The sequence below is a fragment of the Aequorivita lipolytica genome (assembly GCF_007997135.1).
Taxonomy (GTDB): Bacteria; Bacteroidota; Bacteroidia; order Flavobacteriales; family Flavobacteriaceae; genus Aequorivita; species Aequorivita lipolytica.
Window position 1 is genome coordinate 103,869 of sequence record NZ_VORU01000006.1, and the last position, 15,696, is coordinate 119,564.

Sequence of the window (15,696 nt, forward strand, 5' to 3'; positions counted from 1 at the left end):
TATGAAAAATAAAACAGTAATAGTAACCGGAGCTGGTTCTGGTTTAGGAAGGGCGATTGCACATAAATTTGCAAAAAATGGGGCGAACGTAATTGTCTCAGATATTGACGTAGATTCTGGAAATAAAGTAGTTAAAGAAATAACTGATGAAAGCGGAAAAGCTTTTTTTATAAAGGCAGACACTTCAAAAGCAAAGGAATGTGAGCAATTGGTAAAACAAACTATCGATAAATTCGGCAAGCTTCATTATGCTGTTAACAATGCTGGCATAGGAGGCGAAATGGCAAAAACTGGCGATTATCCATTAGACAGTTGGGAGAAAGTAATAGGAATTAATTTGAGTGGCGTGTTTTACGGTACGCGCTATCAAATTCCTGAAATGATAAAGGCCGGCGGCGGCGCTATCGTTAATATGGCATCTATTTTGGGTAGCGTCGGTTCGGCATATTCCGTTGCTTATGTTGCGGCAAAACATGGAGTTGTCGGTCTAACAAAAACCGCTGCTATTGAATATGCAAAGGACAACGTTCGTGTAAATTCCGTTGGACCGGGATATATTAAAACACCACTATTGGATCAACTTGATGACGAACAGAAAGAACAATTAATACAGGCTCACCCAATAGGCAGATTAGGAAAGCCCGAAGAAGTTGCGAACTTGGTTTATTGGTTGTGTAGTGATGAGGCTAGCTTTGTAACCGGATCTTACCATCTCGTAGATGGTGGTTATACCGCACAATAATTATTATTAACTCTGTGGTTTTTAAACGCAAACACGAAAAGATCGCAGGGTTTTTAATTATTATCTTTTTTTGGAAATTCCGGACTGTTTCTAAATTTAATTGGAATAGCATCCTCAGTTCCATAAATTTTAAGTTCCTTAATATCTGCAGGAAGATTAAAGCCTTTTTTAAACAATTCTTCCTTGACTTGTCTAATAACCATTCCTCGTAATACACGCGATGCGCGACGATAGTCAAACGTATCTACCCAAAAATACACCTTTAAATTTACCGTGCTTGCGGCGAGTTCGTCTTCAATGACAAAATTTTCGTGATCTAAATCTCGCATTATTTCCGTATTGGCATCCAAAATATCCTGAATCACCTTTTTCGCTGCTACAATATCATCTTCATAACCAATCCCCACCGTAAATTCTACTCTATAAAAACCATCGGCTGTATAATTTTCAACTGGCTTGGTGAGCACATCGCTATTTGGAATATAAATATCACGGCCATCAAAGGTTTTTATGTGAGAATATCTAAAACTTAACGCTTTCACCTTTCCGAAGATATCGTCCACTTTAATGGTATCGTTAATATTAAAAGGTCTGTTGAAGGCAAGTATAACTCCCGCCAAGAAGTTCTTGCCAATATCCTGAAATGCAAATCCCAATATAATTGCCCCACCTCCAACGGCTGTTAATAATCCTGTGGCTATTCCATCTAAGCCAGCAACTCTCAATGCCAGCATAATTGCAATTATAATGAGTATAATTTTTACCGCTTGTGCCAAAAATCTTGACATTAACGGATCTTCAGATTTTTTCTGAAATCGTTTTTTATAAAAATTGGTAATCAATTGGGCTAGTAAAACACCCAAAATTATCACCAAAATCGCCAAAGCAACACGTGGAAGAACCTTTAGGAATTCATCATAATATTTTTCGAGCGAAATTTGGATTGTCTCAGTTGGCGATTGTAGTAATGGAAGCATCTATTTTTTCTTTTAAAGATAGTAATTCTTCGCAAAAGATTTCTTCCCATAAATTAGCCTTAAAGTTTAGTGGGGAAATTTCCAAGATGTATCTTTGCCAAAAAATAAAGCTGTGGAACTTTCAGTAAAATCTTTTCGACTAATTAGCACGCTAGAAGCCATCTCATTTCTTGTGCTTTTGGGAATAGCAATGCCTTTAAAATATATTTGGAACATGCCGCAAATGGTTCAAATTGTCGGGATGGCACACGGTGTTTTATTTGTACTTTATGTGGGCGGAGCACTTTATATGTATAAAAAATTAAATTGGTCTATTACAGATTTATTTATTGTAGTAATGTGCTCCGTCCTTCCGTTTGGGCCGTTTTATGTAGAACGTAAATATTTATAATGAATAGAGAAACCATTCAAAAATACAGTTGCCTTTTTCAGGACTATCTCGTTAACGAAGGGATGACCATCGAATGGGCTATTTTTTTGAATGTCCTCGTAAACTGTGTTATCGTCTTTGCAGCAGTTTTAATATTGGATGTAGTTTTCAGAAAATTGATCGTTGAAACCTTCAAAGCTTTCAGCGACAAAACAAAAACGACATTTGATGACTATCTTGTGAAGAGTAATTTTCCGCGATTTATTGCCCACTGTCTTCCTTTGGGCCTTGTGTGGTATCTCATTCCAATCATTTTTGTTGAGTCGGCGTTTATGACCAACTTATTGCAAATTGCTGCTCAGGTTTATTTGATTATTCTTTGTGTTTATATTTTCAGAAGTATTCTGCGAACCACACGTAATTTTCTTGAAGAAAGCGAAAGTTATCGCGACAAGCCAATGGAAAGCTACGTGCAGGTAATGATGATTTTTGCCTGGGGAATTGGCGTTTTCTGGATTATACAATTGCTAACCGGTTTTTCGGTAGTTAGCTTAACTACTCTTGGAGCTGCTTCTGCAGTAATTCTGCTTATTTTTAAGGATACAATTCTCGGCTTTGTGGCAAGTATTCAAGTTTCAGTGAATGATATTGTGCGTATTGGCGACTGGATTACTTTTAGCAAATTTGGCGCTGATGGTTACGTTACCGAAATAAACCTAGCAACTGTCCGGGTTCAGAATTTTGACAATACTTTTACCACCATTCCCACATATAGTTTAATTGCAGATTCTTTCCAAAACTGGCGCGGAATGCAGGAAAGCAAGGGCCGAAGAATTAAGCGTTCTATTTTCATCAAGCAATCCTCCATTAAATTTCTTTCTTCGGAAGATATTGAAAGGCTTAAAAACATTCAGTTGATAAAACCCTATTTAGAGCATCGCCAAAGAGATGTTGACAAATTTAACCGAATGAATGAGGCAGATAAAGAATTACTCATAAACGGGCGAAACCAAACAAATCTCGGAGTTTTTCGTCATTACGCTGATGCTTTTTTAAACGAAAATTCTGCCATAAATAAAGATCTTTTTTTGATGGTTCGTCATTTGGCGCCAACTGACAAGGGTATTCCTATTGAAATTTTTTGCTTTAGCCACGATAAAAAGTGGGAAAATTACGAACACATTCAAGCAGATATTTTTGACCATTTGCTGGCCTCTATCTCCTATTTCGATTTGGAAGTTTTTGAATTACCCACAGGAAGAGACCTTCAAGCCTTGGCATAATTTTATTTTGCCAGACGGTCTTTTACGTATTCTGTTTCAGTCTTTCCGTGCGGGGAGGAGTTTCCGTCATCATCCAAGCTAACCATAATAATTTTATCGATACTGATGATGACCTCTCGCGTCATTTTGTTGCGTACCTCGCAGGCGAGCGTTATGGATGTTCTTCCAAATTTTGTCACCTCTAGCCCTATTTCAATTATATCACCCTTTTTCGCAGAGCTTCTGAAATTGATTTCACTCATAAACTTGGTAACAGTTCGGGGGTTTTCAAGTTGAATTATTGAATAAAGCGCGGCTTCCTCGTCTATCCATTCCAGCAGTCTTCCGCCGAAAAGTGTTTCGTTAGGATTTAAATCCTCAGGTTTAATCCATTTTCTTGTGTGAAAGTTCATCTAAAATAAAGTATCAGGGTTATCCATTCGCGGAATGTGGAGATTTGTTCCAAATCTTTCATTCGCTTTTTTAATAAAATGTGCCGAAAGCAGTGGCGATGCTTTTTCGAGATTTTGGTGAACAAAAAAGTAAATATTCTGTAAACCTTGATCAATCCATGTTTCCAAGCGGTCTATCCATTCGTCCAATCGCGTATAATCGCTCTGGTGGTTTGCGCCATTATAACGTATAAAAGCTGTAGGTGTAGTCAGCCTCATATGCAGCAAATCTCGCCTTCCGGCGGAATCTACAATTGTGTTTGTAATATTGTATTTTTCAAGAATTCCATAAAGTTCTTCAGCTGCTTCTTTATTATTGAACCAATCTGTGTGTCTAAATTCTATAGCAGGCTTAATATCCTTTGGAAGCATTTTAAAAAACGGTTCCAATCTATCACTGTTTTTAGGTCCAAAATTTTCAGGCAATTGCACAAACGGCATTTCCAGTTTTTCCTTCAAATTTGAAGAATTTAAGATGTATTCATTCAAATTTTCTTCACAATCCTGAAGTCGTTTCCAATGTGAAATTCCTTGAAAAAATTTCGGGAAAAACCTGAAATCAGCCGGCGTTTTTTCATACCAACTCGCAAATACGTCCGCAGAAAAAATTCTGTAAAAGGTAGCGTTCAATTCAATACTGTTAAATTGCGTTGAATAATAAGCCAGCTCGTCTTTTGTGCCCCTCGGATAGAATCCTTTTAAGTCGGCCTTGTTCCATTTTGCACAGCCAACATACAATTTTGGAGGAGTAGCTTTTTTATATTTTGAAAGAATTTCCTTTGTTCGCGGATGATCCGGCGGAAGTGTAAAGTCTATATTTTCAGGGTCATCAACTTTACCGAACTTCATAATAGTGTTGTTTCCGTAAAGATAAACCTTAAAAAAAAATCAAAAAAATAATAGGCTGTAACTTTTTATAAAACTGTTAGTCTTATATTTACTGAAACTTAAAATGTTATTTATAAATGTCCTCCGCCACCGCGGATTCAAGATAAACGAAGTTGGACTAGGGCATTCCATCTTCCATTAAAAACAAATATTCCATACAAAATGAAAATCATTAAAACACTTACCATCGCTTTTTTACTAACTGCAATTGCGCCAGTTTCTGCGCAGACTGCAGATGAAATTATTAATAATTATTTTGAGAATACCGGCGGAAAAACGGCTTGGGAAAACTTAAAAAGCGTAAAAATGACTGCAACTGCAAATGCACAAGGAATGGAAATTCCTGTAGAAATTTTTCAAACCAAAGACGGAAAACAATTGATTAAAATCAATTTTCAAGGCCAAGAAATTACCCAATTGGCCTTTGATGGTGAAATCATGTGGTCCACCAATTTTATGACAATGCAACCTGAAAAGAGCGATGCAGAATCTACCGCAAATATGATGAAGCAGACAAAAGATTTTCCAACTCCTTTTTTGAATTATAAAGATAAAGGCTTTACCGTTGAACTGATGGGTAAAGAAACCAAAGAAGGAACTGATACGTACAAAATTAAACTTACGCAATCACCGGTTATGGTTGATGGTGTGGAGCAGCCCAATGTTTCTTATCACTATTTTGACACTGAAACTTTTGTACCTATCGTTACAGAAAGTGAAATTGCCCAAGGTCCAATGAAAGGTCAAATGAATGTTAGCACAATGAGCGATTATCAGGAAGTTGATGGACTTTATTTTCCTTTTGCACTTTCAATGGCAGGACAGGGAATTCAACTGAAAGAAGTAGTTCTAAATCCCGAAATTGATGTGGCTATGTTCACATTTCCCGCTACAGCAGCCGATTCAGAGAAAAAATAACCAAATAGATCCTAAAAGAAAATCCCTGCTCGTTCAGGGATTTTTTTTAAATAATAATTAAATCTTTATTGTTGCAGAATAACCAAAAAACCATCATTATGAAAAATTTCATCTTAACGTTCATAGCTATTTTTTCAAGCTTCACGTTTATTCAAGCTCAAGAAACCTCTTTAAAAGGCAAAGAACTTTTCGGCAATATGAATGCGCGCCACATTGGTCCAGCATTAATGAGCGGACGTATCAATGACCTTGAAAATCATCCCACAAACGCACGTATTATCTATGCAGGAACAGCTGGTGGCGGTGTTTGGAAATCTGGCGATGGCGGTGCAACATTCGCACCGATTTTCGATGAACACGCACAATCCATTGGTGTAGTTACCCTAGATCCAAAAAATCCTGATGAAGTAATCTGGGTGGGAACCGGTGAAACCTGGACGCGTAACTCTGTTTCTGTGGGCGATGGCCTCTACAAATCTACCGATGGTGGTAATAACTGGAAGGAAATCCCTGGCTTTGAAGATTCTGAAAGAATTACTTCCGTTGTTATAAATCCAAATAATACAGATGAAGTTTATGTAGGCGTTTTGGGCGCATTGTGGAGCGATAGTGAAGATCGCGGGATTTATAAAACAACTGATGGCGGAAAAAATTGGAATAAAATTCTCTATGTAAATCCAGCTACGGGTGTTTCCGATATTTTGATGGATCCAAAAAACCCAAACATTTTAATTGCTTCTATGTGGGAATTTAGAAGAACCGCTTGGGGATTTAATTCCGGAGGTGAAAACAGTGCTATCTACAAATCTACCGATAGTGGAAAAACTTGGAATAAGCTAAGTAAAGACCTTCCAACCGGAAAGCTGGGAAGAATAGGTATTGCAATGGCTCCAAGCGATAGTAAAATAATTTACGCAGTGATTGAAACCGGTGTAAAAGAAACAAACGGTCTATGGAGATCCAACGATGGTGGCAATTCTTGGGAACATTTAAACAATGATTTCGGACTTACCGTGCGGCCTTTTTACTTTTCAAGAATAACAGTTGATCCAAAAAATCCAGATATTGTGGTGAAAGGTGGTCTAACTGGCTCCATTAGTAGAGACGGCGGAAAGACATTTAAAAATCTCGGAAATATGCACAGCGACATTCACGATGTTGTTTTCGATATAAATAATAGCGATATTATGTATTCAGGCACAGATGGTGGCGTTTATCGTTCTTGGAATGGAGGTTCTACTTTTGAAATAGTTGAAAATCTTCCCCTTTCCCAGTTTTATCACGTAAGCGTTGACGATGCCGAACCGTATAATGTTTACGGTGGTCTGCAGGACAATGGTTCGTGGTACGGCCCCTCCTCTGCTCCTGGCGGAGTTACCGCTCGAGATTGGAACAGCGTTGGCTACGGTGACGGTTTTAGAGTTTTAAAGCATCCTACAAAAAATATCATATATTCTGAAATGCAGGGCGCAGCAAATGTTTGGCGTTATGATGTGGACAGAAATAGAACGACAACCGTACAGCCACAACCAAAAAAAGGCGATCCTGAATTGCGTTTCAACTGGAATGCGCCAATGGCAGTAAGTGCTTTTGTTCCAGATAGATTTTATATGGGAAGCCAATTTCTCCATCGTTCAGACGATATGGGCGATAGCTGGACCATCATTTCACCAGACTTAACCACTAACGACAAAACAAAGCAAGACCAATCCAGTTCCGGAGGACTTTCGGTAGATAACAGTGGTGCTGAAAACCATACAACAATATTCACAATCGCTGAATCACCACTCGATCAAAATATTATTTGGGTGGGAACCGATGACGGAAACGTACAACTTACTACCGACGGTGGAAAGACTTGGACAAATCTTACCGAAAATCTTGTGGGAATCCCAAAAAACACTTGGGTTTATCATATTGAAGCGAGTGTTCACGGAAAAGGAACAGCTTACGCTGTTTTTGAAGGTCACACAACTGGCGATATGAAACCATATACCTTGAAAACTACCGATTATGGAAAAACTTGGAAATCAATTATTTCAGAAGATATAGATGATAAAGCTTTTGTCAGAAATATTCAGGAAGATTATGTGAATGAAGATTTACTTTTCCTCGGAACCGAATTCGGACTTTACGTTACTATTGATGGCGGAAAAAACTGGTCGCAGTTCACAAATAATATGCCTCCTGCAGCAGTTCATTTTATAGAACTTCAAAAAAGGACTAATGATTTGGTGATGGGCACTCACGGCCGTGGTGTTATAATTATTGACAATATAAGCCCGTTGCGAGAATTGACTCCCGAAATTTTAAACAAAGACCTTCATTTTTTCAAAACCGAACCATTTACAATGACTGAAGATAGCGGCTTTAGTGGAAGTTTTGGGGCAGAAACGCAATTTGTTGGAGAGAACAAAAACACGAGTGCTCAAATAGTTTACTACCTTAAAAAGCGCCACACTTTTGGAAAGATGGAGATGGAAATTCAAGATATGCAGGGGAATAAAATTACAACAATTGCTCCAGGAAAGTCAAAGGGTATTAATGTTGTTTCTTGGAACTTCACTGGTACAAATCCAAAAGTAGCCCAAGCCAAAACACTTGCATATGGAGGTTTTGCCGCCCCAAGGGTTCCGGCTGGAAAGTATAAAGCCGTAATGACTAAGGGAAAAGAAACATACAGTTACGAAATTGATGTAAAGTATGATGAAAAATCCATAACCACTTTGGAACAGCGGAAAGAGCAGGAAACACTCACCAAAAAACTTTATAATATGGTTGAAGATCTGGCATATATGGTGTATGAAATAACCGAAACCCAAGCAAAAGCCACCGAGGTAGTTGAAAACAATCCAAAAGGAAAAAAGGATGCTCAAAAATTTTATGATGCGCTTGAAAACCTTCGGAAAGATTTAGTAATTACCACTGGCGACAATTACGTAGCTTCCGCAGACCCAGAATTGCGTGAAAAAATGGCGGATCTTTACAGCAATGTTGCTACAAACTTCAATAAAGTTTCCGGAGCTTCGAAAGCAAATTTGGAATTAATTTCTGAAGATTTTTCAAAAGCGAAAAAGCGCTATGAAACTTTAATGGAAAAGGAAGGAAAGAAATTCAATTCATTTTTGGAAAAAAACAATATTCCGAAACCAGAACTTGAAAGCAAAGAAGAGTTTTTGAAGAAAGGATAATTTATTATTTAGCCACGAATTCACGAAAAATTATTAAAAATATTCGTGAATTCGTGGCTTTTTATTTTTTATGTATTTATATAAACAGTTTTGCGATTTACGAATTCTTTTATTCCGTCGTCGCTAAGCTCACGCCCATAGCCACTCTGTTTAATTCCACCAAAAGGCAGCCGTGGATCACTTTTCACTAATTCATTTATAAAAACGGCACCTTCATCAAACTGAAACGCCAACTTTTCGGCCTCTTCAATATTCTTTGTGAATATAGAAACACCCAATCCAAATTTTGAATTATTTGAAAGTGCTACCGCCTCTTCCACAGTTTTAAAAGTGGTAACCGAAAGTACCGGGCCAAAGGTTTCTTCTTTAAATACAGACATTCCCTCATTTACATTTGTTAAAATAGTAGGTTCAAAATAAGCACCTTGCCGCTTTCCTCCTATTTCTAATTTCGCTCCTGCCTTGATAGAATCATTTACTTGTTTTTCCAAATCTTTCGCTAAATCTGCACGCGCCATTGTGCCAACATAGGTTTCTTCATCCATTGGATCGCCACTTTTAAGCTCTCTAACTTTCACAAGCATTTTTTCAACAAATTCTTCGGAAATAGATGCATCTATAATCAATCTTTTTCCTGCAATGCAACTTTGTCCGGTATTCTGAAAGCGCGCTTGCACGCAGGTTTCGATAGTTTTATCCATCTCGCAATCTTTCATAATGACCAAAGCGTTATTTCCACCCAATTCCAAAACAGATTTCTTTATATTTTTCCCAGCAATAGAAGCCACTGAAGAGCCCGCTGGACCGCTGCCGGTAAGAGTCACTGCTTTAACTTTTTCGTTTTCAATAATTTCTTCCACTGCATCGCTTCCCACCAATAAAGTAGTAAAACAATTCTCAGGAAAACCTGCTCTTTTAAAAACCTTTTCAATATTCAAAGCACTTCCAAAAACGTTTGAAGCATGTTTTAAAATTCCAATGTTTCCAGCCATCAAAGCTGGTGCAGCAAAACGAAAAACTTGCCAAAAAGGATAATTCCAAGGCATTATAGCCAATACTACACCCAACGGTTCATAGCTTACATAGCTTTTATGGGCATCGGTTTTTACTCGTTCATTTTCAAGATGCTTTTCAGCATTTTCAGCATAATATTCACAGACCCACGCACACTTTTCTACCTCGGCGATAGCTTGTGTAATAGGCTTGCCCATTTCCAAAGTCATCGTTTTAGCATATTCCTGTTTGTTCTTTTTCAATTCAGAAGCAGCGGCAAGCATTAATTTTTTTCGTTCAGAAAATGAGGTTTCACGCCAATTGTAAAAACGTTTATCGGCTTTGTCAATTATTTCTGAAACTTCTTTTTTTGTGTGATTTTTATAGGATTGCAATTCTTCATCCGTGTACGGATTTATCGAGAGGGTTGTGGCCATGATTTTTCTTTTAAAAGTATTGAAAACATTGGGAACGAAGCAGCCGATTATGATGATTTTAACGTGAAGATTGTTGAAAATTATCCTTGTAAATACTCGCTAACTTCTACCTATTGTAATACATTTGCGAAAACTTTTTTACTGATGAAAAACACAGCACTTACACACATACACGAACAATTGGGCGCTAAAATAGTTCCATTTGCAGGTTATAACATGCCAGTTTCTTACGAAGGCGTGAATGCCGAACACGAAACCGTACGCAATAGCGTTGGTGTTTTTGATGTTTCGCATATGGGCGAATTTTTAATTACCGGCCCAAAAGCGTTGGATTTGATCCAAAAAGTATGCAGTAATGATGTTTCAAAAATTGTTGATGGCCAAGCGCAATACAACTGTTTGCCAAACGAAACGGGCGGAATTGTTGACGATTTAATTGTTTATAAGCTAAAAGATGAAAAATATTTATTGGTCGTAAACGCTTCAAACATCGAAAAAGATTGGGCTTGGATCTCAAAACACAACACCATGGGCGCAGAAATGCGCAATCTTTCTGAAGATTATTCACTGTTGGCAATACAAGGTCCAAAGGCAATTGAGGCTATGCAGTCATTAACTTCCGAAGATTTGAGCGCTATAAAATTTTACACCTTCAAAGTGTCCGATTTCGCTGGGATAGAGCACGTAATAATCAGCGCAACAGGTTATACCGGAAGTGGCGGTTTTGAAATTTACTGCAAAAATAACGAAGTAGAACAAGTTTGGAATAAAGTAATGGAAGCCGGAAAAGAGTTTGGCATTAAACCTATTGGATTAGCTGCGCGCGATACGCTTAGGTTGGAGATGGGCTTCTGTCTTTACGGAAACGATATTAGCGACACAACTTCACCTTTGGAAGCAGGTCTGGGCTGGATTACAAAATTTACAAAAGATTTTATTAATTCAGAAAACTTAAAAAAACAAAAGGAAGATGGCGTAAAACGAAAACTTGTGGGCTTCGAACTTAACGAACGTGGAATTCCAAGACACGATTACGAAATCGCTAACAAAGACGGTAAAACCATAGGAATTGTAACCAGCGGAACGATGGCGCCATCACTTAATAAAGCTATTGGGCTGGGCTATGTAACCGTGGAAAACAGTGCACCGGGAACAGAAATTTTTATTCAGATAAGAAATAGACCAATTGCAGCAACTGTTGTGAAAACCCCATTTTACAAAGGTTAATGGTAGAATACCAAACTATATTAGAAGAAATTCACGAGTCACTTAAGAATGTTGAAAATACAGGCGAAGTTGCGAGTTATATTCCCGAATTGGCGAATGTTTCAAAAGACAAATTCGGGATTCATCTTCAACTAATTACAGGTGAAAATTTTGCGGTTGGCGATGCTTCTGAAAAATTTTCCATCCAAAGTATTTCAAAAGTTCTCTCACTTGTCAAGGCATTTCAACTTATCGGGAATGATTTGTGGGAGCGTGTTGATGTGGAACCATCGGGCAACCCGTTTAACCATCTTTCGCTTTTGGAACTTGAAAATGGAATTCCCCGAAACCCTTTGATAAACTCCGGAGCCATTGTAATTGCTGATGTTCTGCTTTCACATTTAAAAAATCCTAAAGAAGATTTCTTAAATTTTGTTCGAGAATTAACACACGACGAAAGCATTCACTACAACGAAAAAATAGCTGAATCTGAAAGAGTAACGGGTTTTAATAATTACGCCGCTGCAAATCTTTTAAAAGCTTACGGAAACCTAAACAACAAAGTTGAGGACGTATTGGATTTTTATTTCCATCAATGTTCGATTATGATGGATTGCAGACAACTTACCAATGCTTTTTTCGTTTTCGCTAATAAGGGAAAATGTATAAAGGAAGTTCAACATTTAACTCCAAGTCAAGTAAAACGTATAAATGCAATTATGCTCACTTGCGGTTTTTATGACGAAGCTGGAGAATTCGCTTTTGAGGTTGGACTCCCCGGAAAGAGTGGCGTGGGCGGTGGTATTGTAGCGCTTTTGCCACATTGCTACACAATTGCTACGTGGGCGCCAGCACTAAACCCAAAAGGAAATTCGTATTTGGGAATGCAAGCCTTGGAACAATTTACCACGAAAACCAAATTGTCCATTTTTTAAGAAGTGACGATAGATTTTAATGAAGAAAAGAGAAGAAAAAAATCGGATTCTTATTTTAGGCGGCAGTGGTTTCATTGGCAATGGCCTCTACAAAGAACTCCACTCCTATTTTGATGTGCATTGCACGTACTGCCAACAGCACGGCGCATTTTCAGAGAATCAAATCTTTCACAAATTTTGTGTTGAAGAGGATTCCATGTTCTTATTATTGAATGAAATTAAGCCTACCGTAATTATTTCAGCCATAAACGGTGAATTTAAAAGTCAGTTTGAGACGCACAAAGAAATTGTGAATTATGCCTTACTGAATGATGGTTGCGCTGTTTTATACATTTCTTCTGTCGAAGTTTTTAATGGGAAATCCTCCCATCCTTCTTATGAAAATGATACAACGTTTTCGGAAAAGGCTACTGGAAAATTTAAAATTTCTGTGGAAAAATTATTGTTAGAAACTATTCCGCAGCAAACCGCAATCTTGAGATTACCGATAGTACTTGGCATTAATTCGCCAGAAATACTTCATCTTCGACAGTGCATTCGGCACAAAGCCGCATTTGAAGTTTTTCCAAACTTGGTGATAACCACTACAACAATCAACAAAGTTTGTCAGCAAATTCATTATATAATCAATCAATCCCTTCGCGGAATTTTCCATTTGGCAAGCAATGATATGGTTCACCACGAAGATCTTTTTAGGGAAATTACTTCAAAAATGGGAGATAAAATGCCTATCTTTAAAAGTGTATTTACCAGTAATGAAGATAAATACAATGCAATTATCCCGAAGAAAAATAAATTACCTGACTCACATCAAATAACTGTTTCACAGGTTATTGAAGAGTGTAGTCTAAATGAAGAGATTATATCAATAAAATAAATATTTAACTATGAAAGCAATATCAGAAAAACAAATAAACGAAAGATTAAAAGAATTTGAAGGATGGGAGTACCAAGAAGGAGCGCTACATACAATTTTTGAATTCGAAGATTTTAAGGAAGCATTCTCTGCAATGACGCGAATAGCTTTTGAATGTGAAAACCTAAACCACCATCCCGAATGGAGTAACGTTTATAACTCATTGGAGATTTACCTTTCCACTCACGATGCCGATGGCGTTACAGAAAAAGATTTTGAGCTTGCCGCAATTATTGATGAATTAATTGGATAGAAATTGCTAAAAAGCGACAATTTACAAATACCAAATTCCAAACAAACCACAAAAAACAAGTTCTAAAACACAAACAGTTTTAAAATTGAATTTTGTGATTTGTAATTTATTTGGGTTTTGGAATTTGTATTTTTTTATATTTGAACTTTCATTTCAAGAATAGACAATAGCAAATAACAATAGATAATAATTGTATGGGAAGAGCTTTTGAATTTAGAAAAGCAAGAAAAATGAAGCGTTGGTCTGCCATGTCCAAGGCTTTTACACGTATTGGGAAAGATATAGTAATGGCCGTGAAAGAAGGCGGTCCAGATCCTGATGCTAACTCTAGACTACGCGCTGTCATTCAAAACGCGAAGGCGGTGAATATGCCCAAAGACAATGTGGAACGCGCCATAAAACGGGCCAGCGATAAAAGTTTGGGCGATTTTAAAGAAGTGCTTTTTGAAGGTTACGCACCACACGGAATTGCTATTTTAATAGAAACTGCAACAGATAATAATACCCGAACGGTTGCTAATATTCGCAGCTATTTCAATAAATGTGATGGTAGTTTGGGAACTTCCGGCTCTGTTTCATTTATGTTCGATCATACGTGCAACTTTCGCATAAATCCAGAAGGGATGGATATCGAAGAACTGGAACTTGAGCTAATTGACCACGGCGTTGATGAAATTTTTGAAGACGAAGACGGAATTATGATCTACGGTCCTTTTGAGAGTTTTGGCGCTATTCAGTCTTATCTTGAAGAAAATAATATTGAAATCCTTTCTTCCGGTTTTGAGCAAATTCCCCAGGTAACCAAAAAATTGACAGAGGAAGAAGTTGCAGATGTTGAAAAGCTTTTAGAAAAAATTGAGGAAGATGATGATGTTCAAAACGTATATCACACTATGGAAGAGTCTTCAGAGGAATAATTAAAATACTTCTTGAAAATTAAAAAGCCACCTAAACGGTGGCTTTTCCTAATTTTAATTAACTATTATTTATCAATGTAAAACAATGATGAAGCTCCAGGGAACTCAGAGCTAAGATCTGGAACCAAATTACCTCCTGCCTCTATATTGTAAAAGAATAGAATTTTACCTCCATCATTGGCTCGCTCAGCTATAAAAACAGTATTATCTGAATGTTCGTATTCAACAGCAACAGGGTTTCCAAGGCCGGTCAATGCCCCCGAAACTCTAATTTGGTTTCCTACAAAGCTAAGCGTTCCTCCATTGGGTATAGCATTAAATTTTGTGACAAAATCACCTATAAATTGAAAACCACCATCACTTTCGTTTGATGCATCACCAATGTCCGTAAGAATCACAGAACCTTCATCCTCTGTAATTCCGTGTGTACGTGTGATACCTTCAATTGAAATTTGCTTATCTGGAGTAGCAATAACATCTGTTGTATAGTTGGTTATGAAATTCTTTAAAACGGCAACATCAGAAGTTTTATCAACCACTGTGTATAAATCGTCTCCTATAAACTGAATACCCCAAACAGCGTAATTTACAGTAACAGTATTTCGAAGTGTGTATCCACTAGCATCTCTTGTGAAAATAAAAAATCTGCCATCTTCAGTATTTAGATCGCCATCTACATCGGCATTGTCTGATACTACATAAATATCATCCTTAACTGCAATATCCCTCGGACTTTCCAATACAGAGTTACTTGACAGAAAAGGGCTCAGCACAGTACCGCTCTCAGTATTTTCAATATTTGAATATGTGTTAATTACCGATTGCTCTCTTGAATTAACCACAAGTTCATCTGCAGCATCGTCATAATAAATACCTTCATTATCAGCAGAGCTTGTAGAGAAAGAACGTAGCACTACTCCATTTGAAGTAAAATCATACGAAAGTATAGAATTATTCAAATTACTGGTTGCGTAAAGATTGGCAAAAACAGGTATTGGTAGCGGCCCACCACCACCTCCTTGAGGATCATCATTACTGCAGGATGCAAACAACAGCCCGGACACTAAAACTGGAAATATTAATTTTATTCTTTTCATAATTATTTTTAAATTTTGTACATAAATAATATTTAGAATTTAAATAATTGAAATTTCTGAAGAGGTTAACTTGTTTTTAACAACACACCGCTGAATACTAAGTACTTATGATATGGCACTGAATGTTGGTTTTAACATTTTC

At 37.4% G+C, this 15,696-nt stretch carries 15 protein-coding genes; 10 read left to right on the forward strand and 5 right to left on the reverse strand.

All coding sequences use genetic code 11. The features are described from left to right. The first annotated feature begins 1 nt into the window (after position 1). Positions 2 to 742, forward strand: coding sequence for an SDR family NAD(P)-dependent oxidoreductase (locus ESV24_RS08925; protein ID WP_111815873.1), 741 nt, complete (start codon positions 2 to 4; stop codon positions 740 to 742). Between the two features lie 53 nt (positions 743 to 795). Here ESV24_RS08925 and ESV24_RS08930 read toward each other — a convergent pair whose 3' ends face one another. Continuing rightward, a complete protein-coding gene (locus tag ESV24_RS08930) occupies positions 796 to 1,719 on the reverse strand; it encodes a mechanosensitive ion channel family protein (RefSeq protein WP_111815872.1) in 924 nt (307 codons plus the stop codon). Positions 1,720 to 1,831: 112 nt separating this feature from the next. On the opposite strand from ESV24_RS08930, the gene ESV24_RS08935 reads away from it, so the two are divergent. Next, a complete protein-coding gene (locus tag ESV24_RS08935) occupies positions 1,832 to 2,110 on the forward strand; it encodes a DUF3817 domain-containing protein (RefSeq protein WP_111816094.1) in 279 nt (92 codons plus the stop codon). Beyond that, positions 2,110 to 3,372 carry a mechanosensitive ion channel family protein gene (locus tag ESV24_RS08940; RefSeq protein ID WP_111815871.1) on the forward strand — a complete coding sequence of 421 codons (1,263 nt, stop codon included), beginning with the start codon at positions 2,110 to 2,112 and terminating at the stop codon, positions 3,370 to 3,372. The genes ESV24_RS08935 and ESV24_RS08940 overlap by 1 nt, the downstream gene beginning before the upstream one ends. A 2-nt stretch (positions 3,373 to 3,374) precedes the next feature. Here the strand turns inward: ESV24_RS08940 and ESV24_RS08945 are convergent, their stop codons facing one another. Continuing rightward, positions 3,375 to 3,764 carry an acyl-CoA thioesterase gene (locus ESV24_RS08945; RefSeq protein ID WP_111815870.1) on the reverse strand — a complete coding sequence of 130 codons (390 nt, stop codon included), beginning with the start codon at positions 3,762 to 3,764 and terminating at the stop codon, positions 3,375 to 3,377. Beyond that, the gene (locus ESV24_RS08950; RefSeq protein ID WP_111815869.1) at positions 3,765 to 4,652 is read right to left on the reverse strand and encodes a DUF72 domain-containing protein; all 888 of its coding nucleotides are present in this window, start codon (positions 4,650 to 4,652) and stop codon (positions 3,765 to 3,767) included. Positions 4,653 to 4,853: 201 nt separating this feature from the next. Here ESV24_RS08950 and ESV24_RS08955 point away from each other — a divergent pair, with 201 nt between their 5' ends. Next, complete coding sequence (locus tag ESV24_RS08955; protein WP_111815868.1) at positions 4,854 to 5,609, forward strand: LolA-like protein; 756 nt, start codon at positions 4,854 to 4,856, stop codon at positions 5,607 to 5,609. A 98-nt stretch (positions 5,610 to 5,707) separates the two neighbouring features. Then, positions 5,708 to 8,800, forward strand: a complete 3,093-nt coding sequence (locus ESV24_RS08960; protein ID WP_111816093.1) for a WD40/YVTN/BNR-like repeat-containing protein — start codon at positions 5,708 to 5,710, stop codon at positions 8,798 to 8,800. Between the two features lie 68 nt (positions 8,801 to 8,868). On the opposite strand, the gene ESV24_RS08965 is transcribed toward ESV24_RS08960, so the two are convergent. Continuing rightward, positions 8,869 to 10,230 carry an NAD-dependent succinate-semialdehyde dehydrogenase gene (locus ESV24_RS08965; protein ID WP_111815867.1) on the reverse strand — a complete coding sequence of 454 codons (1,362 nt, stop codon included), beginning with the start codon at positions 10,228 to 10,230 and terminating at the stop codon, positions 8,869 to 8,871. A gap of 144 nt (positions 10,231 to 10,374) precedes the next feature. On the opposite strand from ESV24_RS08965, the gene gcvT reads away from it, so the two are divergent. The 5 genes from gcvT to ESV24_RS08990 all read left to right on the forward strand — a co-directional run bounded on the left by gcvT (position 10,375) and on the right by ESV24_RS08990 (position 14,457). Next, on the forward strand, positions 10,375 to 11,457 hold the full coding sequence (gene gcvT, locus ESV24_RS08970) for a glycine cleavage system aminomethyltransferase GcvT (RefSeq protein WP_111815866.1): 1,083 nt from the start codon (positions 10,375 to 10,377) through the stop codon (positions 11,455 to 11,457). Beyond that, positions 11,457 to 12,371, forward strand: a complete 915-nt coding sequence (locus ESV24_RS08975; protein ID WP_111815865.1) for a glutaminase — start codon at positions 11,457 to 11,459, stop codon at positions 12,369 to 12,371. The genes gcvT and ESV24_RS08975 overlap by 1 nt, the downstream gene beginning before the upstream one ends. Positions 12,372 to 12,390: 19 nt before the next feature. Beyond that, positions 12,391 to 13,248, forward strand: a complete 858-nt coding sequence (locus ESV24_RS08980; protein WP_111815864.1) for a sugar nucleotide-binding protein — start codon at positions 12,391 to 12,393, stop codon at positions 13,246 to 13,248. A 10-nt stretch (positions 13,249 to 13,258) separates the two neighbouring features. After that, on the forward strand, positions 13,259 to 13,540 hold the full coding sequence (locus ESV24_RS08985) for a 4a-hydroxytetrahydrobiopterin dehydratase (protein ID WP_111815863.1): 282 nt from the start codon (positions 13,259 to 13,261) through the stop codon (positions 13,538 to 13,540). A 194-nt stretch (positions 13,541 to 13,734) separates the two neighbouring features. Further along, positions 13,735 to 14,457, forward strand: a complete 723-nt coding sequence (locus ESV24_RS08990) for a YebC/PmpR family DNA-binding transcriptional regulator (RefSeq protein WP_111815862.1) — start codon at positions 13,735 to 13,737, stop codon at positions 14,455 to 14,457. A 65-nt stretch (positions 14,458 to 14,522) separates the two neighbouring features. Here the strand turns inward: ESV24_RS08990 and ESV24_RS08995 are convergent, their stop codons facing one another. Further along, entirely contained in the window at positions 14,523 to 15,554 is a 1,032-nt protein-coding gene (locus tag ESV24_RS08995) for a hypothetical protein (RefSeq protein WP_111815861.1), read from the reverse strand. Positions 15,555 to 15,696: the final 142 nt, after the last annotated feature.

Coding starts and splice junctions, on each gene's coding strand:
- ESV24_RS08930 (WP_111815872.1), bottom strand. CDS start 1,719: ATGCTTCCATTACTACAATCGCCAACTGAGACAATCCAAATTTCGCTC.
- ESV24_RS08975 (WP_111815865.1), top strand. CDS start 11,457: ATGGTAGAATACCAAACTATATTAGAAGAAATTCACGAGTCACTTAAG.
- ESV24_RS08995 (WP_111815861.1), bottom strand. CDS start 15,554: ATGAAAAGAATAAAATTAATATTTCCAGTTTTAGTGTCCGGGCTGTTG.
- ESV24_RS08925 (WP_111815873.1), top strand. CDS start 2: ATGAAAAATAAAACAGTAATAGTAACCGGAGCTGGTTCTGGTTTAGGA.
- ESV24_RS08990 (WP_111815862.1), top strand. CDS start 13,735: ATGGGAAGAGCTTTTGAATTTAGAAAAGCAAGAAAAATGAAGCGTTGG.
- ESV24_RS08985 (WP_111815863.1), top strand. CDS start 13,259: ATGAAAGCAATATCAGAAAAACAAATAAACGAAAGATTAAAAGAATTT.
- ESV24_RS08950 (WP_111815869.1), bottom strand. CDS start 4,652: ATGAAGTTCGGTAAAGTTGATGACCCTGAAAATATAGACTTTACACTT.
- ESV24_RS08980 (WP_111815864.1), top strand. CDS start 12,391: ATGAAGAAAAGAGAAGAAAAAAATCGGATTCTTATTTTAGGCGGCAGT.
- ESV24_RS08940 (WP_111815871.1), top strand. CDS start 2,110: ATGAATAGAGAAACCATTCAAAAATACAGTTGCCTTTTTCAGGACTAT.
- gcvT (WP_111815866.1), top strand. CDS start 10,375: ATGAAAAACACAGCACTTACACACATACACGAACAATTGGGCGCTAAA.
- ESV24_RS08965 (WP_111815867.1), bottom strand. CDS start 10,230: ATGGCCACAACCCTCTCGATAAATCCGTACACGGATGAAGAATTGCAA.
- ESV24_RS08955 (WP_111815868.1), top strand. CDS start 4,854: ATGAAAATCATTAAAACACTTACCATCGCTTTTTTACTAACTGCAATT.
- ESV24_RS08945 (WP_111815870.1), bottom strand. CDS start 3,764: ATGAACTTTCACACAAGAAAATGGATTAAACCTGAGGATTTAAATCCT.
- ESV24_RS08960 (WP_111816093.1), top strand. CDS start 5,708: ATGAAAAATTTCATCTTAACGTTCATAGCTATTTTTTCAAGCTTCACG.